This window comes from Bradyrhizobium sp. AUGA SZCCT0182, assembly GCF_018130185.1.
Taxonomy (GTDB): Bacteria; Pseudomonadota; Alphaproteobacteria; order Rhizobiales; family Xanthobacteraceae; genus Bradyrhizobium.
The window spans coordinates 300,110-317,989 of record NZ_JAFCLY010000002.1 but is presented as its reverse complement, the minus strand read 5'-3'; the positions used below and the strand labels follow the sequence as shown (position 1 = coordinate 317,989).

The following is a 17,880-nucleotide window of genomic DNA, read 5'->3' as shown; positions in this document are numbered from 1 at the left end:
CTATTTGCTGGGGATTAAGCCGGATCTAGCTCCCGGGGACATCCTTGAGTCGGGACGATCGCGATTTACAGATGAAGTACATTAGTGTATTAATTTGGCTTGGCGGCCTGGCTTGGCTGTAATGTAAGCTTCGAATAGCGGGATTTGCCGTTCATGTTCAGCCGTGACGTCCTCAAGGGAAAGCGCGTCCTCGTGACCGGCGGCGGCACGGGGCTCGGCAAGGAGATTTCCTTGGGCTTTGCCGCGCATGGCGCGCATGTCTTCATCTGCGGCCGCCGGCCGGAAATTCTCGAGCAGGCGGCGGGCGAAATTCGTGCGCGATCGGGCGGGCAGGCCGAGGCGCTGGTCGCCAACGTTCGCGATCCCGACAGCATTGAAAAGATGATGGCGGAAATCTGGGCTACCGGACCTCTCACGGGCCTCGTGAACAACGCCGGCGCCAATTTCCTGGCGCCGACCGAGACGTTGTCGCCTCGCGGTTACGAGGCGATCAGGTCGACCATCATGGACGGCTCGTTTTACGCGGCGCAGGGCTGCGGAAGACGCTGGATTGCGGCGGGGCTCCCCGGCGTGATCATCAGCAATCTCGTCACCTGGGTCTGGACAGGATCGGCCTATGTGGTGCCGGCCGCGATGGCCAAGGCCGCCGTCCATGCGATGACGATGTCGCTCGCAGTCGAATGGGGACCGAAGGGCATCCGCGTCAACGCGGTCGCGCCCGGTCCGTTTCCGACCGAGAATGCCTGGGACAAGCTCAATCCGCTGGCGGAGACCGGCGTGGGGGCGACCCAGGCGGACGAGGTTCCGCTGCGCCGGTTCGGCAAGATGGATGAGCTGCGCAACCTCATGATCTTCCTGATGTCGGATGGCTGCAGCTACATCACCGGCGACACCATCAGCATCGACGGCGGGCATCATCTGGCGGCGCCAAGCACGTTTGCCGGGCTCTCAAAACTTTCGCCTGACGATTGGCAGCGGGCGCGCGAGGCCATTCAAGCCTCCACGCGCAAGGAAAAGGAAGGCCGGTCAGCCTGACGCCAGGCCGGCGACGAAAAGCCGTTCCATGCTGGCCGCCTCGAACGCATTTTCAAGAAGGTCCGAACGCCCTGGGAGAGACGCAATGGGTCTGGCAATCGCTACCACCAGCTTCGAATGCACGATCGACGGTGGCCTCGCGCATATCGTTCTCAATCAGCCCGAGCGGGGCAACCCGATCGACGGCGACTTCTGCCGCGAGTTCGGCCTTTGCATGGCAGAATTAAGCGAGCGCGACGATGTGCGGTCCGTGCTGATCTCCGCACGCGGAAGGCTGTTCAGTGTCGGCGGCGATCTCGCAGCGCTCGCCTCCCGTGGCGCCGCGTTGCCCGTGACTATCAAGTCTTGGACAGCCGATTTGCATGCCGCCATCGTGCGGATGGTCCGCATGCGTGCGCCGGTCGTCGTGGCCGTGCAAGGCAACGTCGCGGGCGGCAGCGTCTCGCTGATGGCAGCGGGCGATCTGGTGGTGATCGGCAAATCGGCGCGCATTTCATCCGCATTCGCCAGGATCGGCTTCACGCCGGACAGCGGCTCGACGACAACCGTGACGCGGCGCATCGGGGTCGCCCGTGCCCGGCGGTTTTTCCTGCTGGCGGAGACGATGGACGCCGACGCCGCGCTGGCGACGGGGCTGGTCGACTATGTCGTGAACGACGACGCGGTTGTCGCCGAGGCCGAGAAGATCGCGCGCGAGCTGGCTTCGGGTCCCACCGAAGCCTATGGCGGGATCAAGCGCCTGTTCCTGCAGACGCTCAACCGTCCCATCGAGAGCCAGTTGGAGGATGAGGCACAAACGCTCGCAGCGATCTCGCGAACGGCGGATGCCCAGGAGGGCATAAAAGCCTTCAGGGAGAAGCGCAAACCGACATTTGCGGGAAGATAGGTTCTATTGATCCCTGTAGGTCGGGTCGCGCTTCTCTCGAAATGCCGCGACAGCCTCCTGGTGGTCGCTGGTTTCAAGCAGCATCACCTGCTGGCGGTCCTCGATCATCAGCGCGGCATCGATGCCGGGAGCGTCGATCAGCGCGTTCAGCGTTTGCTTGGTCATGCGCAAGCCCATTGGCGAGGCGCGGGCCATTTCAGCGGCGAAAGCAAGGCCGGTCTCGAGCAATTTGTCGTCGTCAACGACGTCGCTGACGAGTCCTACCGCCTTGGCCCGGTCCGCACCCAGAAACCGCCCGGTCAGCAACAATTCCGACGCCACCGAAAGACCGATCAGCCGCGGCAGCAGATAGCCGGACCCCATGTCGCAGCCGCCGACGCCGACGCGTATGTAGGCGGCGTTCATCCGCGCCGCCGGCGTGGCGAAGCGAACATCGGAGGCCAGCAGCAAGGAAAACCCGGCGCCGCATGCCGCTCCCTGAACAAGTGCGACGATCGGCTGCGGGCAACTTCGCATCAGGCGGATGATCCGCGAATAGCGCTGCTGCATGTCCAGCTGCCGCTGCGGACGCCCCGCGCCGGGCGCTGCGAACGCATCGGATCCGAGTTCGGCCCCGGCGCAAAACGCCCGCCCATTGCCGCGGAAGATGACGATGCGCGTGGTCAGGCGTTCGTGCAGACCCGAAAAGTAGGCGATCAGCTCGTCGGCCATCGCTGGTGTCACCGCATTGAGCGCATCCGGCCGATTGAGGGAGAGGATTTCAATGGTGTCGCGCGCTTCGACGGTGATGGTCGTGAATTTGTCCATGTCGTGCGTTTCCAAGGGCATCATTCGGCGCCGGGACAACACAATGTCACGGGGCGATGTGGATGGCCATAAGCGGCCGGTTGTTCCAATCGTTCGGCCTCCGGCCTTGTGGCGAGGCCCGCCGCAAAGCGCTTGCGAAACAGAGTACACCATATCATAATATAGTGTACTAATTCTGGCAATGCGGCGTGACCCGCCAGTCCGTCACTCTCGGAGAGCACGATGCCGTATCAATCGGTTTTCAGGTCCGATCTGTTCAAGGGCAAGACGATTATCGTCACCGGTGGCGGCAGCGGTATCGGCCGTTGCACCGCACACGAACTGGTTGCTCTCGGTGCCAATGTCGCGATCCTCGGCCGCACTGCCGAAAAGCTGGCGGAGGTGAGGGCGGAGATTGAAGAGGATGGCGGACGGGTCCTCACCCATGTTTGCGATATCCGCGACGAAACGATGGTAATCGCTGCGATCGACGCGGTGCTCGGCACTTATGGCCGCATCGACGGGCTGGTGAACAATGCCGGGGGTCAATATCGCGCGCCGATGAAAACCATCTCGACCAAGGGCTTTGAGGCCGTGGTCCGCAGCAATTTGACCGGTGGCTTCATTTTCATGCGCGAGGTCTACAACCGCTGGATGGAGGCCAATGGCGGGGCCATCGTCAACATCATTGCCGACATCTGGCATGGCTGGCCCGAGTTCGCCCACTCCGGTGCGGCGCGCGGCGGAATGCTGACGCTCACCGAAACCGCGGCGTGCGAATGGTCCGCTTCGGGAGTCCGTGTCAATGCGGTCGCGCCGGGCGGCATCGTGTCCAGCGGGTTCGATACCTACACGCCGGAAATGCAAAAGAAGCTGCATGATTTCACGGCCGGTGTGCCGCTGCAGCGGTTCGGCACCGAGGCCGAAATTTCGGCCGCGATCGTGTATCTGTTGTCGCCGGCTGCCGCCTACGTCACCGGTTCCTGCATTCGGGTCGATGGCGGCACACCGAATGCGCGGACGACGTGGAAGCTCGAACCGCACAATCGTAGCGCGCCCTTTGAAGGCTTTCATCGCTCCAGGCTTCCGGAGGCGTTGAAGAAAGCGCCCTGACTCCTGTCGGGCAGCGTCAATAAGAAATAGTACGTGTGTGTACGAATACAGAAAGGCGAGGAAACGGGATGGCGGGACTCTATTTCGAGCAGTTTTCGGTCGGGCAAACTTTCGTTCATGAAATCCGGCGGACGGTCACCGACATGGACAACATCCTGTTCTCGTCGCTGACCTATAATCCGGCGGCCGTGCACATCGATCACGAATACGCCAAATCGACCGAATTCGGCAAACCGCTGATGAACTCGATCTTCACCCTCGGCCTTGTCATCGGCCTGTCGGTGCAGGACACCACCCTGGGAACGACGGTCGGAAACCTCGGGATGGAAGACACCAAATTTCCACGCCCGGTCTTTGCCGGTGATACGATCAGGGCGGAAACGAAGATCCTGGCGGTGCGCGAGAGCAAGTCCCGCCCGACCCAGGGCATCGTCACGTTCGAGCATCGCGGCTTCAACCAGCACAACGAGGAAATCGCTTATTGCCGCCGCACAGGCCTGATGATGAGGCGTCCCGCATGAGATTGCGCTCCCTTCTGTTTGTGCCTGGCGACAGCGAGCGCAAATTCGCAAAGGCATCCGGTATCGGCGCCGACGCGCTGATCCTCGATCTTGAGGATGCCGTAGCGCCGCCGCGCAAGGCGCTGGCGCGCGAGATGGTGAAAAACCTGCTGGGTGGTCCGGCGCGCGACTGGGCGTTTCTGGTGCGCATCAATCCGCTCGGCAGCGAGCTGACGCTCGAAGACCTCGCGGCGGTTGTTCGTCCGGGCCTCGACGGCATCCTGATCCCGAAGGTCAACGGCACGCAGGATATCGAACTGATTTCGAACTACGTCGACGTGCTCGAGGTGGCAACCGGGGTCACGCCGGGGCATGTGAAGTTACTCGTGGTGGCGACCGAGACACCGGCTGCGATGATCGGCTTTGCGAGTTATGCAACGCCGAGCAGGCGCCTGGTTGCGATGACGTGGGGCGCCGAGGATTTGGGTGCGGCGCTCGGCGCACTGTCCAACAAGGAAGCCGACGGAAGCTGGACGTTCCCGTATCAGGTAGCGCGGGCGCAATGCCTGTTCGCCGCGGGTGCTGCGGGTGCCATGGCGCTGGACACGCTGTATGGGGATTTCAAGGACGAGAAAGGGCTGGCGGAAAGCTGCCGGATCGCACGCCGCGACGGCTTTGTTGGAAAGATCGCCATTCACCCCGCTCAGGTCGCGACGATCAATCAATGCTTCACGCCGTCGGAGGCCGATCTGGCGCATGCGCGCCGCGTGGTGGCGGCGTTCGCGGCGCAGCCCGATGCGGGGACGCTCGGTATCGACGGCAAGATGTATGACATGCCGCATCTGATCGCGGCCAAGCGCGCGCTCGCGTCGGCCGGGGAGGACGTCACATGAGTGCATTGGCCAACGAGTTCGAGCCGGGAGACGATCAGGCGGCTATTCGCGAGGGCGTACGCTCAGTCGTCACGCGCTTTGGCGACGATTACTGGCTGGCGCGCGATGACGACGGCAAGTTTCCGTTCGAGTTTCATCGCGCGATGGCCGACGCCGGCTGGCTCGGCATCACCATGCCGGAAGAGTATGGCGGTTCCGGCCTCGGGGTGACCGAGGCTGCGATCATGATGCATGAAGTCGCCAGCCATGGCGGCGGTATGTCCGCGACATCGGCGGTGCATATCAACCTGTTCGGACCGCATCCGATCGTCGTGAAGGGCACGCCGGAACAGAAGGCGCGCTGGGTGCCGCGACTGGTCGCCGGCGAAGATCAATGCTGCTTCGGTTTTACCGAGCCGGATGCCGGGCTGAACACGACCAGGATCAAGACTTTCGCGCAAAAGGTCCCCGGTGGCTATCTCGTGCACGGCCAGAAGGTCTGGACCTCGACCGCACAGGTCGCCAACAAGATCATGCTGCTGACCCGGACCACCAAGTATGAAGATTGCGCGCGGCCGACCGATGGCATCACGATCTTCTACACCGACCTCGACCGGTCGAAGATCGATGTTCATCGCATTCCGAAAATGGGCCGCAAGTCGGTTGATTCCAATGCCATCTTCATCGACGGCCTGTTCATTCCGGAAGCCGACCGGATCGGCGAGGAGGGCAAGGGCTTTTCCTACATCCTGCACAGCCTCAATCCCGAGCGCATCCTGATTGCGGTCGAAGCGATCGGGATCGGCCAGGACGCGCTGCGCCGGGCGGCGAAATATGCAAGGGAGCGCGTGGTGTTCGACCGGCCGATCGGCCAGAATCAGGGCATCCAGCATCCGCTCGCGGAAAACTGGATGTATCTGGAGTCAGCCTGGCAAATGGCGATGCGTGCTGCCTGGCTCTACGATCACGACAGACCCTGTGGCGCCGAAGCCAACGCCGCCAAATTCCTCGGCGCCCGCGCCGGCCACGACGCGGCGTGGCAGGCGATCATGACCCATGGCGGCTTTGGATACGCCAAAGAGTATCACGTCGAGCGCCTGTTCCGCGAAGTCTCGATCACGCGGCTGGCCCCGATCACCGAACAGTTGATCCTCAGTTTTATTGCCGAGAAGGTGCTGGAATTGCCGAAGAGCTATTGAGGGATTCTGAAAATGATTCGCTTTTTCGTCATGGCCGGGCTTGTCCCGGCCATCCACGTCTTTCTTGCCTAAGGAAGCCAGGATGTGGATGCCCGGCACAAGGCCGGCATGACGACGTGAGAGCCGCGAAGCGGCTTCTCGAACGATGCAGCCCCGATCTGCCCTACAGATTGCGCGAAATCAGCTCACGCATGATTTCCGAGGTGCCGCCGTAGATCCGCAGCACCCGCGCATCCGCGTAGAGGCGGCAGATCTCATACTCGCGCATAAAGCCGTAGCCGCCGAAGAATTGCAGGCATTGGTCGACAAGCCGGCCATGCATTTCGGTGATCCAGAGTTTTGCCGTCGACGCCGCGTAGGTGGTTAGTTCGTGGTTGATATGGTCGTGCAGACACTGGTCGGCATAGGCCCATCCCACCGCAAGATCGGATTTCAGGTCGGCCAACTTGAACCTTGTGTTCTGGAAGCTGCCGATCGGCGATCCGAAAGCGTTGCGCTGCTGCACGTAGTCCTTGGCAAGATCGAAGGCCTTCTGCGCCGCGGCGATCGAATGCAGCGCGATGGTCAAACGCTCCTGCGGCAGCTCGCTCATCAGCGCGCCCATCGCGCCACCTTCCGCTCCCAGCAGATTGCTGACGGGGACGCGCACGCCGTCGAAGAACAGTTCTGATGTATCGGAGGAGAGGTGTCCGAGCTTTTCGAGGTTGCGGCCGTGGCGAAAGCCGGGACGGTCGGTCTCGACAAGAACCAGACTCATTCCTCGTGAACCACCTTCCGGGTTGGTCCTGACAACGAGGATGACGAGGTCGCACATCTGCCCGTTGGAGATGAAGGTCTTCTGGCCCGAGATCACGAACTCGTCGCCTTCGCGTAACGCGCGGGTGCGGATGCCCTGCAGGTCGCTGCCGGTGCCGGGTTCGGTCATCGCGATCGCGCAGACGGTTTCACCCGTCACCATGCGCGGTAGCCATTTCTTCTTTTGTTCGGGTGTGCCGTAGCTGAGCAGGTACCCGCAGCAGACATCGTTGTGCACGGAGAAGTCAGTGGCCGGGCCTGCGAAGCCGGAATAGCTGAGTTCCTCGATCACGACGGCATTGTGCCGGAAGTCGCCGCCGGCGCCGCCGAACTCTTCGGGGACCTGCGGGCAGAGCAGGCCGGCCGCGCCGCCGGCGCCCCAGAGCGACCTGTCGATGATCCCGGCTTCTTCCCATCGTGCGAAATCGGGCGCGATCTTCGATGCCGCGAAGCGCCGCACGGTTTCCCTGAACTGTTGATGTTCTTCGTCGTAAACCCTGCGATGGGGCAGCATTGAGGCCTCCCGTTGATTGCTTTTGGCGATCCGGCCGCTACATCATTCCGATCGATCAGCGGTCAGAACGCGACCTTGTCGCCGCCCTTGAGCTCAAGGATCTCGCGCGCCTCGTCGGCCGTCGCGACGTCCAGTCCCAGCCCTTCGATGATCTTTCGAACCTGCGTCACCTGATCGGCGTTCGACGCCGCAAGTTGGCCGGCGCCGATCCACAGGCTGTCTTCGAGGCCGACGCGCACATTTCCGCCGATGGCCGCCGCAATCGCCGCGACCGGCATTTGTGCGCGCCCGGCGCCCAGCACCGACCAGCGATAATTGTCGCCGAACAGGCGATCGGCGGTGCGCTTCATGTGCATGACGTCTTCCTGATGCGCGCCGATGCCGCCCAGGAGGCCGAACACGGTCTGGATGAACAGCGGCGCTTTCACCAGACCCTCGGTCCAGAAGTAATGCAGATTGTAGAGATGACTGGTGTCGTAGCACTCGAACTCATAGCGCGCGCCGGTCGAGTTAAGCGTTTCCAGCGCGTAACGGATATCCTTGAAGGAATTGCGGAACACGAGGTCGTGGGAGCCCTCCAGCATCGCGGGCTCCCAGTCATGCTTGAACTGCTTGTATCGCTTGAGCATCGGGAACAGGCCGAAATTCATCGATCCCATGTTCAGGCTGGCGACCTCCGGCTTCCAGACTGCCGCGGGCTTGATCCGCTCTTCGACGGTCATATAGGGCGAGCCGCCGGTCGTCAGATTCACGACCACGTCGGATCGCTGCTTGATGACACGAAGAAAGGGCTCGAAGGCTTCCGGCGACTGGTCCGGCCGGCCGTCTATCGGATTGCGGGCGTGAAGGTGCACGATCGCGGCGCCTGCCTCGGCCGCCCCCAGAGCGGATTCCGCGATCTCCGCCGCGGTCACCGGGAGGTGAGGCGACATCGAGGGCGTATGGATCGAGCCCGTGATCGCGCAGGAAATGATGACCTTACGTGCCGGCACGGTGTTTTCCTCTTGCGATGCGCGTTCAGCGATGCGAGGTGAGGGCATCGGCGAGCGCGAGGGAGGCGACGCGTTCATTGCCAAAAGGGCTAAGTGAACTTGTGGAAGTCCGGCGTCCGCTTCTCGTTGAAGGCGGCGACGCCTTCCTTCGATTCCGCGGTATCGTAGAACAGCTTCACCGCGTGAAGGGCCAGGTTGCTGATACCGCGAATGTTGTCGCTGTCGGCGTTGAAGGAGCGCTTTGCCAGCGCGATCGCGGTCGGTGACCGCTGCGCAAGCTTGTCGGTCCAGTCCTTGACCGCGGCATCGAGTTCGGCGGCCGGAACCACCTTGTTGACCAGCCCCATTTCACGCGCCTGTTCGGCGGTGTAACGGTCGTTGATGAACCAGATCTCGCGCGCCTTCTTGTCGCCGACGTGGCGGGCCAGCAAGGCGGTACCCCAGCCGGCGTCGACGGAGCCAACCTTCGGTCCGACCTGCCCGAATTGCGCGGTGTCGGCGGCAATCGTCAGGTCGCACAGCGTCGCCAGCACGTTGCCTCCGCCGATCGCAAAGCCATTGACGCGTGCAATGACAGGTTTGGGAACATCCCGGATCAGTCCCTGCAGCTCGTCGATCGGCAGCCCGACGACGCCGCGGCCGTCATATTGCCCTTCATGCGCGGACTGATCGCCGCCGGTGCAGAAGGCCTTGTCGCCGGCGCCGGTCAGCACGATGCTCGAAACGTTGCGGTCGTTGGCGGCAATCTGGAACGCCTGAATCAGTTCTTCGAGGGTCTGGCCGCGAAAGGCATTATAGACCTTGGGCCGGTTGATGATGATCCATGCGGCACGATCGCGGACTTCGTAGATTACGTCGGTGAATTTGGTCGGATCTGCTATCATCGCTAAACCTCACATCTGCTAGATCATGTTCATGCCGCCGGAGACCGAGATGGCCTGTCCGGTGATGAATTTGCCGTCGTCCGACGCCAGTAAAGCGATGATCCCGGCATAGTCGTCGGGCTCGCCCATGCGCTTTAAGGGAATGCCGCGAACCATCGCGTCCTTCCATTTCACAGCCTGTTCGCCTTCGCCCAGCACCGCCGCCATCATCGGCGTGTTGGTGGGACCCGGACACACCGCATTCAGCAGCACGTTCTTGCGGGCGAGTTCGCGAGCGATCGATTTGGTGAAGGAGATCAACCCGCCCTTGCAGGCCGAGTAGACCGCCTCGTCGCTGGTGCCGACGCGGGCCGCGTCGGAAGCGATATTGATGATACGGCCGCCGCCATGTTCGACCATCAGCGGCGCGATGGCGTGGTGGGTATTGAGCGGACCATACAGATTGATGCGGATGATCTTGTCCCAGAGTTCCTTGTCGGTCTTCAGGAACGGCATCGGCCGGTCCCAGCCGGCGTTGTTGACGAGAACCCAAATGGGGCCGATTTCGGCCTCGACCTGCGCGACTGCGCGATCGACCGAGGCGCGGTCGCCGACATCGACGGTGTAGGTCGTGATCGCCGACTGCGGCGCCAGTTTCGCCGTCTCATGTCCGGCGTCGGGATTGATGTCGAAAATCGCCACCTTGCAGCCTTCTTCCGCGAGCCGAAGGGTGATGGCGCGGCCGATGCCCTGGCCGCCGCCGGTAACGATCGCTACCTTGCCTGATAAGCCTCTCAAATCTCACTCCCTTGGTTTGCGACGCTTCGGTCGTCTGTTCTGTTTCGGCGGATACCTTGGCGTCCGCCGGCCGTGTGGCATCAATGCGATCAACCGCTCTTGGTGAGCGCAAAACCACATTGCGCGAACATCTGGCGGGCGATGATGGTTTTCATGATCTCGATCGATCCGCCCGCAATCTTGACGATCCGGGCGTCGACATAGGCGCGCGCGATCGGGTACTCCGTCATATAACCCCAGCCGCCGAATAATTGCAGGCATTCATCGACGGCTTCGCAGTGAAGTTCGGAAGTGAACATCTTGGCCATCGCGGCGTCGACCGGATCGAGCTTTCCTTCCATGAAGAGCGAGATGCATCGATCGGTAAAGACACGGGCGACCGTTGCCTTGGTCTTGAGATCGGCGAGCTTGAACTGGGTATTCTGGAAGTTGGCGAGCTTTTGACCGAACACGCTGCGGTCCGACGTGTATTCAACGGTCCAGTCAATCACGGTTTCGGTGACGGTGGCGGATCGGATCGCCTGGGCGAGCCGCTCCTGCGACAGCTTCGTCATCATCAGGGCAAAACCCTTACCCTCCAGTCCGAGCATGTTGGTCGCGGGAATGCGGATGTTCTCGAAGAACAGTTCGGAGGTATCCTGGGCCTTCATCCCGATTTTTTCGAGGTTTCTTCCGCGCTGAAAGCCGGGCCGGTTGCTCTCGACGATGAACAGCGTCACGCCCTTGGCGCCGGCGCTGCCGTCGGTCTTGGTCGCCAGCACGACGAAATCGCAGAGCTGGCCATTCGAGATGAAGACCTTCTGGCCGTTGATGACGAAATCATCGCCATCGCGCACGGCGCGGGTCCGGATCGCCTTGAGGTCGCTGCCGGCATGCGGTTCCGTCATGCCGAGCGAGCCAATCGCTTCGCCCGAGACCATCTTCGGCAGCCAACGCCGCTTTTGCGCTTCGGTGCCGAACGAAAGCAGATAGGTCGCCACGAGATCGGTGTGAATCAGAAATCCCGGGCCGCTCGCGCCGGAGCGCCATAATTCCTCGAACACGACCACGTCGAACAAATAGTCGAGGCCCATGCCGCCATATTCTTCCGGAACGGTACAGCAGAGCAGCCCCTCGGCGCCGGCCTTGAGCCACAGTTCCCGTGGCACGATGCCGTCTTTTTCCCACTGCGCATGAAACGGCACGATCTCGCGATCGACGAAGCGCCGGACCGATTCCCGGAAAATATGATGTTCCTCGCGGAAAATGGTGCGCTCGATCATCGACATCCGTCCACATCAATTTAGTTAGGTAGTGTACTATATGTTCGAGGATGGTAAAAGGCAAGCTGGCGCCGCGGGCTTTTTGCATCAGCGGTAAATAACGTCAGTGTCAGAACTTTCGCGCCCTGCGGCATCATCGCTGCAACCGAAGTAGAGCATTTTTCAAGGCGGCAAAGCTGTTGGTTTAAACTAGTACACAGATATACGATATGCTATAGGGCAAAAAACAACGGCGGAGAGGAAGCCCATGGACGAACTGCGAAAGTTGCAGCAATTCCGCGCCGAACGCCGCGAAAACAATGTCCTACATCTTGTTTTCGACATGCCCGGCCGTCCGATGAATGTGTTCTCCAACGCCGCGATTGCCGAACTCGCCATTTTCAGCCGGTGGCTCCGCGACAGCGACGTCAAGGGCGTGGTGATCCGCTCGGGAAAGCCATCGGCATTCTGTGCCGGCGCCGATCTCGCCGAACTGGGATTGGCCTACGACATGATCATGGCAGCGCCGGCCGAGACGCGGGATCGCGTGGCGTTCGACCATTTCTTCCGCCTCAGTCAGGCGCTGCGTGGAATCGAAACCGCGGGCAAGCCAGTCGCGGCGGCAATCGCGGGCCTGGCGCTCGGCGGCGGCGGCGAACTGGCGCTGGCGACCCACCACCGGGTCATGGTCGATGATCCCAAGGTCGCGTTTGGCTTGCCGGAGTCTCTGGTCGGGCTGTTGCCGGGAGGTGGGGGAACCCAACGGCTGCCGCGTCTGACCGGAATCGAAAAGGCATTTTCGATCCTGCTGGAAGGTGCGCGGCTGTCCGGCCAGGCCGCTATTGCCGCCGGCGTGGTCGATGAGTTGGTTGCTGCCGGCGAAGAGGTGGCGGCGGCGGAACGATGGGTGCTGTCGCATCCATCGGCGTCGCAGCCTTGGGACCGTTCCGGTTGGCGGCCGGTGGACGTCGATGATGCAGCTTCAATCATCGAGCGGAAACGCGAGGGTGTTCTGGCGGAAACACTTGGGCACTATCCGGCGCCGCTCGCTATTCTCGATTGCGTCGCGCAAGGGCTGCCGCAACCCTTTGATGCGGCGATCCGCAGCGAGATGCAGATATTCTCAAAGCTCATCCAGCGGCGCGAGCCGCGCAACATGATCAGGACGCTGTTTCTCGGGCGGCTCGATCATGACCGTTTTCGCAAGGCGGGAGGCATTCCGGCGCCCGTCGAACAGGCCGTGGCGGCGGTATCCGAGGCGCTGCAGGCCGGAGCAGATGCAACGCTTGCAAACGCGTTCGCCCGCGCCGGTTTTCACGGCCCGGGCAAGGCGCCGGCATTCGATGGCGTCATTGCCCAGTCCGCATTCTGGCTGGAGGCGGAGCCTGTCACCGAAGGCAAACGCGCGCTGCGCGAGCGGCTGACGCGGGCGTATGCCGCGGCAGACCAATGGCGGGCCACCTTCTCCGAGGATCAGCGCCGCGCGGCGGATTATCTGCTGGTCACGAAATATGGCTTTCCCGCCTACATGGCAGGTGCCTTCTCGTCCGCTCAGCCGGGCGCCTGACTGATGCCGGCGTCGAAACTTCATCTACCGCGGCTCGCGCAACTCAATTGAGAGAACGACAGTGTCAAAACCCCTGACCGGCATCCGCGTCCTCGACCTGTCGAAGGTCCTGGCAGGTCCGCTATGTGCGCAATATCTCGGCGATCTCGGCGCCGACATCATCAAGGTGGAGACCGTCGGCCAGGGGGATGAGACGCGCGGCTGGCCGCCGTTTCCGGCGCCGGGCCTCGGCACGGTCTTTCTCAGCGCCAACCGGAACAAGCGTAGCATCGCCGTCGATATGAAAACGGAGAAGGGCCGCGAGATCGTCCACGCGCTGGCCAAATCCGCCGACGTCGCCATCGAAAGCTTTGGAACCGGAGTGGCCGAGCGTCTCGGCATCGACGCGGCAACGCTGCGCACCCTGAATGACCGCCTGATTCATTGCAGCATCTCCGGGTTTGGCCGCGCTGGGCCGCTGAAAAACTCGCCCGGCTATGACGTGATCCTGCAGGCATTTTGCGGGGTCATGTCGATGACCGGCGACGAGGACGGCGGCTATATCCGCAGTCCGATCTCGCCGATCGACCAGATGACCGGTGTGCATGCCTTCAGCGGCATTCTGGCGCTGCTGTATGCGCGGGAAAAAACCGGGAAGGGCGGCGAGATCCAGGTCTCGCTGTTCGAAACCGCACTGGGCCTGCTCGGTTACAACCTCCAGACCTTCTGGGAGCGCGGCGTTCAGCCGCCGAAATGCGGATCGAGCCATGAATCGCTCTGTCCCTATCAGGCCTTCGAGGCGGCCGACGGGCCGATCATGATCGGGGTCGCCAACGACAATCTCTGGCGCAAATTCTGTGCGGTCACCGGATTGAGCGCAATCGTCGATGATATCAGATTCAGGACCAATGCGGATCGCGTTGCGCACCGCAAGGAAACCCTCGGCCATGTCCAGGCGGCGCTGCGGCAAAATTCCGTCGCGCACTGGAACGAGGTGCTGACCGGCGTCGGCGTGCCCTGCGCGCCGATCAATTCGATCGCGCAGTTGCTCGACCATCCGCACACCAAAGCAAGCGGCATCATTGTCGATTACGAGCACCAGACCGCGGGTAGGCTGAAGGGTGTCGGTCACCCTGTTCTGATCAACGGGGCGGAACGTCGCGCAGGCAGGCCGCCGCCGGTGCTGGGACAGCACACCGACGACGTGCTGGGTGAAATAGGTCTGTCATCCGAAATAATCGGCGAATTGCGTCGGGAACGTGTGATCGGTTGAGGTTTGCGCCGCTTAAGGGGAAATTGAGAAGATGGGACAATCAACAGATACGGCCTTGGCCGCGCTGAAAATCAGTGGACGTGTCGCTTACGAGCGCCTGGCGCGGCCAATGGCGCGCCGGTTCGACGATGTGCCCTGCACACCTTACGCTGTTACGCCTGAATGGCTGACGGCGGTCCTCTGCGGCAAGGTCCCGGGAGCCATTGTCACAGACGTTGAAATCAAGCCTGCGAGTGCAGGCACCCACGAGCGGCATCAGTTAAGAGTGTCCTACAACGAGGAAGGTCGCCGCGCCGGCTTGCCGGTCTCGATCTTCACCAAGTCGCTGCCGAGTATCGTCACCCGCATGATCGGCGGCTTCAACGGCACGGCGCGCGTGGAGGGCAGTTTCTTTACGCAGATCCGCGCCCAACTCGAGATCGAAGCCCCGCTGTGCTATCATTCCGCCTATGACCGGCGAACGTTTGCGGCGATCCATCTGCTGGAAGATTTGGTCGCAACCAAGTCAGCGACGTTCTGCAATCACAAGACATACGTCACCCGCGCCATGGCCGACGACATGATCGATCTCTTGGCGTCGTTGCACGGCCGCTTCTACGGCGATCCGACGCTGGCCGAACGCTACCGCTGGCTCGCCAGCTATCCCCGATGGTTCACCATCGGTGCGGCGAAAATGGGCACCGAGTATTACACGAGGAAAGCGTTTGACGCCGCCGCTCACGTCATCCCAGCTGCGGTCATGGCGCGCCGCGACGATGTCTGGCCCGCAACAATGCGCGCACTTGCGCTGCATGACAGCGAGCCGCAGGGCCTCATTCACTCCGACGTGCACATCGGCAACTGGTACCGGACAGGTTCGGGCCAAATGGGGTTGTGCGACTGGCAATGTCTGTCGCGCGGCCATTGGTCACGCGACTTCGCCTACGCCGTGACGGCGTCGCTGACGCCGGATGATCGCCGGAGCTGGGAGCGCGAACTGCTGGCCCGCTATATCGAGCGGTTCGCGGAGAAGACCGGCGTCAAGCCGGACTTCGACCTCAGCTTCCGGCGCTATCGGCAGCAGATCGTGCACGCGCTCGCAATGTGGACGATCACGCTGTGTCACTCGCCGCTGTTGCCGAACATGCAGCCCGAGGCCACCACGCTGACGATGATCGGGCGGATGACGACGGCGATGGCCGATCTGGACGCGCTCGACAGTTGATCTTCGTTGGCTTGCAGTTTTGTGCGCCGAAATCCGCCGCGTCGTTGCGCTTGTGTACTAGTTCGTCGACCAAACTCCCGGCGTGACGGCATACGTGTGGCAGAGCAGCGCAGGTTGGTTGGCGTTTTGCGTTTGCGGGGCATAGAAGTATATGATAAACACGTGTACTAAATAGCGGGCATAGACCCGGTCCGCCGGCACGGCGGGAAAAGAAGCAGTTCGGCGTCGCGCCCGCGATCGGATCGTTGGCGCACGCCTAACGTGGCGGGGAGGGTCCATTGCGGAAGCGGGTGCGCAAATTGGCGGCGTATCGGACGGACGCGTTTCGTCCGCGGACGCATGACGAGAGGGCGCCGGCGTGATCGCGCTGTTGATCGCCAATTCGCTGGCGCTTGCCTCGCTGCTGATCATGCTCGCCAGCGGCCTCGCGCTGATCTACGGGCTGCGCGACGTCATCAATTTCGGCCACGGCGCGATTTACATGCTCGGCGCCTATCTCGGCTACACGGTCTCGCTGGTCGGTGGATTCTGGCTGGCATTGATCGTGGTGCCGATCCTGCTTGCGCTGCTCGGCATCGCCTTCGAATATCTGGCGCTGCGGCCCCTGCAAGGCAGGTCGCATATCGAGGTCGCGCTGGTCACGCTCGGGCTCGGCATCATCCTCGGGCAGATCATCATCTTCTTCTATGGCGGCGTTGCGCGCAGCGTCGATGCGCCGCAAATCCTGTCCGGTTCGGTCACGGTGCTGAACCTGTCCTATCCGGTCTACCGCATTTTCCTGATCATCATGGGGCTGGGGTCGTGCGCGCTTCTTGCCCTGTGGCTCAGATACACATCCTCGGGGCTCTATGTCCGCGCGGTGAGTCAGGATCCGTCCGTGGCGCGCATGATGGGCATCAATGCCGACCGGCTCAGTCTGCTGGTGACCAGCCTCAGCACCGCGTTCGCCGGTGTCGCCGGCGTGCTGGCAGGTCCCTATCTGTCGATTGACCCGGGAATGGACGTGACGATGATCGTCAACTGCCTCATCATCGTGGTGATCGGCGGCACCGGAAGCATTGGTGGCGCGATCGTCGCCGCGTTGCTGTTCGGGTTCATGCAGGTCGCGGGATCGGTTTTCCTGCCGAATATCGCTGCCCTGGTTCCCTACATCTTGCTGATGATCGTGCTGCTGGTCGCTCCCCGCGGCATCGGGCGCGGCAGGGTGCTCAATTGAGTAACCGGACAACGACCGCGGCAAGCGAGCGCGTTGCCCCGCTTGGCGCGATCGGCGGATCGTCCCTGCGCGTGCCGCTGACCCTTGTCGCGGTTGCGATCGTGTTCGTGGTGGGTGCGGTGGCGCCAACCCGCTTCGCCGGCGATTTCGTGCTCCGGCTGGCCAATGAAGGCTTGCTGCTCGGCATGCTCGCCCTCAGCGTCGCGTTCCTGATGAACCAGGCCGGACTGGTGGCGCTGGGCGCGGCGAGCATCTATGGCGGCTCCGGCCTGCTGTTTGCCATCGCCATGAACGATTGGAACCTGACCCCGGTGTGGGCGTTGTGCGCCGCCTTTCTCATCATTGTCGTCTACGCCACCGTTCTCGGCGCGCTCATTGTGCGCACCAACCCGCTCGCCTTCATGATGCTGACGCTTGCCGCCGGCGAGATGATCAGCCACGCCGTCATGCTGGAAGCATTGCGCGACTACACCGGAGGCGCCGACGGCCTCGTCGTCAGCTTCAAGGGCACGGTATTCGGCATGGAGGCCGCGGACTTTGCCAGCCCGGCGCGGTTCTGGTTGGTGATGTGGGTCGCCGCATGGCTTTCCGGTTTGGCGCTGTGGGCCGTCGGCCGTTCCCGCCTCGGTGCCATCCTGCGCGCGGTGCGCGAGAACGAGGAACGCATGCGGTTCTCGGGATTCGACACCTATCTGCCGCGCCTGATCGCCTATGTCCTCGTCAACATCGTCGCCGCCGTCGCCGGCCTGCTGCACGTACTCAACGCCGGCTTCGTCTCGCCGGAGAGTCTTGGGATTACGATCAGTACCAATTCGCTGGTCGCAGCGCTGATGGGCGGCATTGCTGGCTCCGTTGGACCGCTGCTGGGCGGCGTGATCTTTTCCTTTGCGCAGGATGAATTCGGCGCGCGCGGGCTCACGCAGCTTTTGACAGGCATCGCCATCGTCGTGTTCATCGTGGTTTTCCCGCGCGGTGTCGTCGGCGGATTGTCGAGCATGGCATGGCTGCGGAAGCTCGGGTTCGGCGGACGACGGGAGACGTCCTGAC

17 protein-coding genes are annotated in these 17,880 nt (G+C 62.4%); 11 read left to right on the top strand and 6 right to left on the bottom strand.

Annotation, left to right across the window (positions count from 1 at the left end; translation table 11 throughout):
• Nucleotides 1-153 precede the first annotated feature (153 nt).
• Nucleotides 154-1,035, top strand: a complete 882-nt coding sequence (locus tag JQ611_RS03835; protein WP_212464556.1) for an SDR family oxidoreductase — start codon at nucleotides 154-156, stop codon at nucleotides 1,033-1,035.
• A gap of 85 nt (nucleotides 1,036-1,120) precedes the next feature.
• Entirely contained in the window at nucleotides 1,121-1,921 is an 801-nt protein-coding gene (locus tag JQ611_RS03830; RefSeq protein ID WP_212464555.1) for an enoyl-CoA hydratase/isomerase family protein, read from the top strand.
• A 3-nt stretch (nucleotides 1,922-1,924) separates the two neighbouring features.
• Here JQ611_RS03830 and JQ611_RS03825 read toward each other — a convergent pair whose 3' ends face one another.
• A complete protein-coding gene (locus JQ611_RS03825; RefSeq protein WP_212464554.1) occupies nucleotides 1,925-2,728 on the bottom strand; it encodes an enoyl-CoA hydratase/isomerase family protein in 804 nt (267 codons plus the stop codon).
• 222 nt (nucleotides 2,729-2,950) lie between these two features.
• Between JQ611_RS03825 and JQ611_RS03820 the strand changes: the two genes are divergently transcribed.
• The 4 genes from JQ611_RS03820 (at nucleotide 2,951) to JQ611_RS03805 (ending at nucleotide 6,391) form a co-directional block, all read left to right on the top strand.
• A complete protein-coding gene (locus JQ611_RS03820) occupies nucleotides 2,951-3,820 on the top strand; it encodes an SDR family oxidoreductase (protein WP_212268833.1) in 870 nt (289 codons plus the stop codon).
• 68 nt (nucleotides 3,821-3,888) lie between these two features.
• Complete coding sequence (locus tag JQ611_RS03815; RefSeq protein ID WP_212268832.1) at nucleotides 3,889-4,341, top strand: MaoC family dehydratase; 453 nt, start codon at nucleotides 3,889-3,891, stop codon at nucleotides 4,339-4,341.
• Nucleotides 4,338-5,213 carry a CoA ester lyase gene (locus JQ611_RS03810; RefSeq protein ID WP_212464553.1) on the top strand — a complete coding sequence of 292 codons (876 nt, stop codon included), beginning with the start codon at nucleotides 4,338-4,340 and terminating at the stop codon, nucleotides 5,211-5,213. The genes JQ611_RS03815 and JQ611_RS03810 overlap by 4 nt, the downstream gene beginning before the upstream one ends.
• Entirely contained in the window at nucleotides 5,210-6,391 is a 1,182-nt protein-coding gene (locus JQ611_RS03805; protein ID WP_212268830.1) for an acyl-CoA dehydrogenase family protein, read from the top strand. Before JQ611_RS03810 ends, JQ611_RS03805 begins: the two co-directional genes overlap by 4 nt.
• A 163-nt stretch (nucleotides 6,392-6,554) precedes the next feature.
• Here the strand turns inward: JQ611_RS03805 and JQ611_RS03800 are convergent, their stop codons facing one another.
• The 5 genes from JQ611_RS03800 to JQ611_RS03780 all read right to left on the bottom strand — a co-directional run bounded on the left by JQ611_RS03800 (nucleotide 6,555) and on the right by JQ611_RS03780 (nucleotide 11,615).
• On the bottom strand, nucleotides 6,555-7,700 hold the full coding sequence (locus JQ611_RS03800) for an acyl-CoA dehydrogenase family protein (RefSeq protein ID WP_212464552.1): 1,146 nt from the start codon (nucleotides 7,698-7,700) through the stop codon (nucleotides 6,555-6,557).
• A 62-nt stretch (nucleotides 7,701-7,762) separates the two neighbouring features.
• Nucleotides 7,763-8,740, bottom strand: a complete 978-nt coding sequence (locus JQ611_RS03795; protein WP_212464551.1) for a 3-keto-5-aminohexanoate cleavage protein — start codon at nucleotides 8,738-8,740, stop codon at nucleotides 7,763-7,765.
• 41 nt (nucleotides 8,741-8,781) lie between these two features.
• Entirely contained in the window at nucleotides 8,782-9,576 is a 795-nt protein-coding gene (locus JQ611_RS03790; protein WP_212268827.1) for an enoyl-CoA hydratase-related protein, read from the bottom strand.
• Nucleotides 9,577-9,594: 18 nt separating this feature from the next.
• Complete coding sequence (locus tag JQ611_RS03785; RefSeq protein WP_212268826.1) at nucleotides 9,595-10,353, bottom strand: glucose 1-dehydrogenase; 759 nt, start codon at nucleotides 10,351-10,353, stop codon at nucleotides 9,595-9,597.
• A gap of 89 nt (nucleotides 10,354-10,442) precedes the next feature.
• Nucleotides 10,443-11,615 carry an acyl-CoA dehydrogenase family protein gene (locus JQ611_RS03780; RefSeq protein ID WP_212464550.1) on the bottom strand — a complete coding sequence of 391 codons (1,173 nt, stop codon included), beginning with the start codon at nucleotides 11,613-11,615 and terminating at the stop codon, nucleotides 10,443-10,445.
• Nucleotides 11,616-11,862: 247 nt separating this feature from the next.
• Between JQ611_RS03780 and JQ611_RS03775 the strand changes: the two genes are divergently transcribed.
• The 5 genes from JQ611_RS03775 (at nucleotide 11,863) to JQ611_RS03755 (ending at nucleotide 17,879) form a co-directional block, all read left to right on the top strand.
• Nucleotides 11,863-13,161, top strand: coding sequence for an enoyl-CoA hydratase-related protein (locus JQ611_RS03775; protein ID WP_212464549.1), 1,299 nt, complete (start codon nucleotides 11,863-11,865; stop codon nucleotides 13,159-13,161).
• Between the two features lie 61 nt (nucleotides 13,162-13,222).
• A complete protein-coding gene (locus tag JQ611_RS03770) occupies nucleotides 13,223-14,413 on the top strand; it encodes a CaiB/BaiF CoA-transferase family protein (protein ID WP_212268823.1) in 1,191 nt (396 codons plus the stop codon).
• Between the two features lie 31 nt (nucleotides 14,414-14,444).
• A complete protein-coding gene (locus JQ611_RS03765; protein WP_212268822.1) occupies nucleotides 14,445-15,617 on the top strand; it encodes a phosphotransferase family protein in 1,173 nt (390 codons plus the stop codon).
• A 358-nt stretch (nucleotides 15,618-15,975) separates the two neighbouring features.
• A complete protein-coding gene (locus JQ611_RS03760) occupies nucleotides 15,976-16,833 on the top strand; it encodes a branched-chain amino acid ABC transporter permease (RefSeq protein ID WP_212268821.1) in 858 nt (285 codons plus the stop codon).
• The gene (locus JQ611_RS03755) at nucleotides 16,830-17,879 is read left to right on the top strand and encodes a branched-chain amino acid ABC transporter permease (protein ID WP_212464548.1); all 1,050 of its coding nucleotides are present in this window, start codon (nucleotides 16,830-16,832) and stop codon (nucleotides 17,877-17,879) included. Before JQ611_RS03760 ends, JQ611_RS03755 begins: the two co-directional genes overlap by 4 nt.
• Nucleotide 17,880: the final 1 nt, after the last annotated feature.

Excerpts from the sequence above, each read along its gene's own strand:
- JQ611_RS03810 (WP_212464553.1), top strand. The coding sequence starts at position 4,338 with ATGAGATTGCGCTCCCTTCTGTTTGTGCCTGGCGACAGCGAGCGCAAA.
- JQ611_RS03765 (WP_212268822.1), top strand. The coding sequence starts at position 14,445 with ATGGGACAATCAACAGATACGGCCTTGGCCGCGCTGAAAATCAGTGGA.
- JQ611_RS03795 (WP_212464551.1), bottom strand. The coding sequence starts at position 8,740 with ATGCCCTCACCTCGCATCGCTGAACGCGCATCGCAAGAGGAAAACACC.
- JQ611_RS03780 (WP_212464550.1), bottom strand. The coding sequence starts at position 11,615 with ATGATCGAGCGCACCATTTTCCGCGAGGAACATCATATTTTCCGGGAA.
- JQ611_RS03805 (WP_212268830.1), top strand. The coding sequence starts at position 5,210 with ATGAGTGCATTGGCCAACGAGTTCGAGCCGGGAGACGATCAGGCGGCT.
- JQ611_RS03775 (WP_212464549.1), top strand. The coding sequence starts at position 11,863 with ATGGACGAACTGCGAAAGTTGCAGCAATTCCGCGCCGAACGCCGCGAA.
- JQ611_RS03820 (WP_212268833.1), top strand. The coding sequence starts at position 2,951 with ATGCCGTATCAATCGGTTTTCAGGTCCGATCTGTTCAAGGGCAAGACG.
- JQ611_RS03825 (WP_212464554.1), bottom strand. The coding sequence starts at position 2,728 with ATGGACAAATTCACGACCATCACCGTCGAAGCGCGCGACACCATTGAA.
- JQ611_RS03800 (WP_212464552.1), bottom strand. The coding sequence starts at position 7,700 with ATGCTGCCCCATCGCAGGGTTTACGACGAAGAACATCAACAGTTCAGG.
- JQ611_RS03790 (WP_212268827.1), bottom strand. The coding sequence starts at position 9,576 with ATGATAGCAGATCCGACCAAATTCACCGACGTAATCTACGAAGTCCGC.
- JQ611_RS03835 (WP_212464556.1), top strand. The coding sequence starts at position 154 with ATGTTCAGCCGTGACGTCCTCAAGGGAAAGCGCGTCCTCGTGACCGGC.
- JQ611_RS03815 (WP_212268832.1), top strand. The coding sequence starts at position 3,889 with ATGGCGGGACTCTATTTCGAGCAGTTTTCGGTCGGGCAAACTTTCGTT.
- JQ611_RS03830 (WP_212464555.1), top strand. The coding sequence starts at position 1,121 with ATGGGTCTGGCAATCGCTACCACCAGCTTCGAATGCACGATCGACGGT.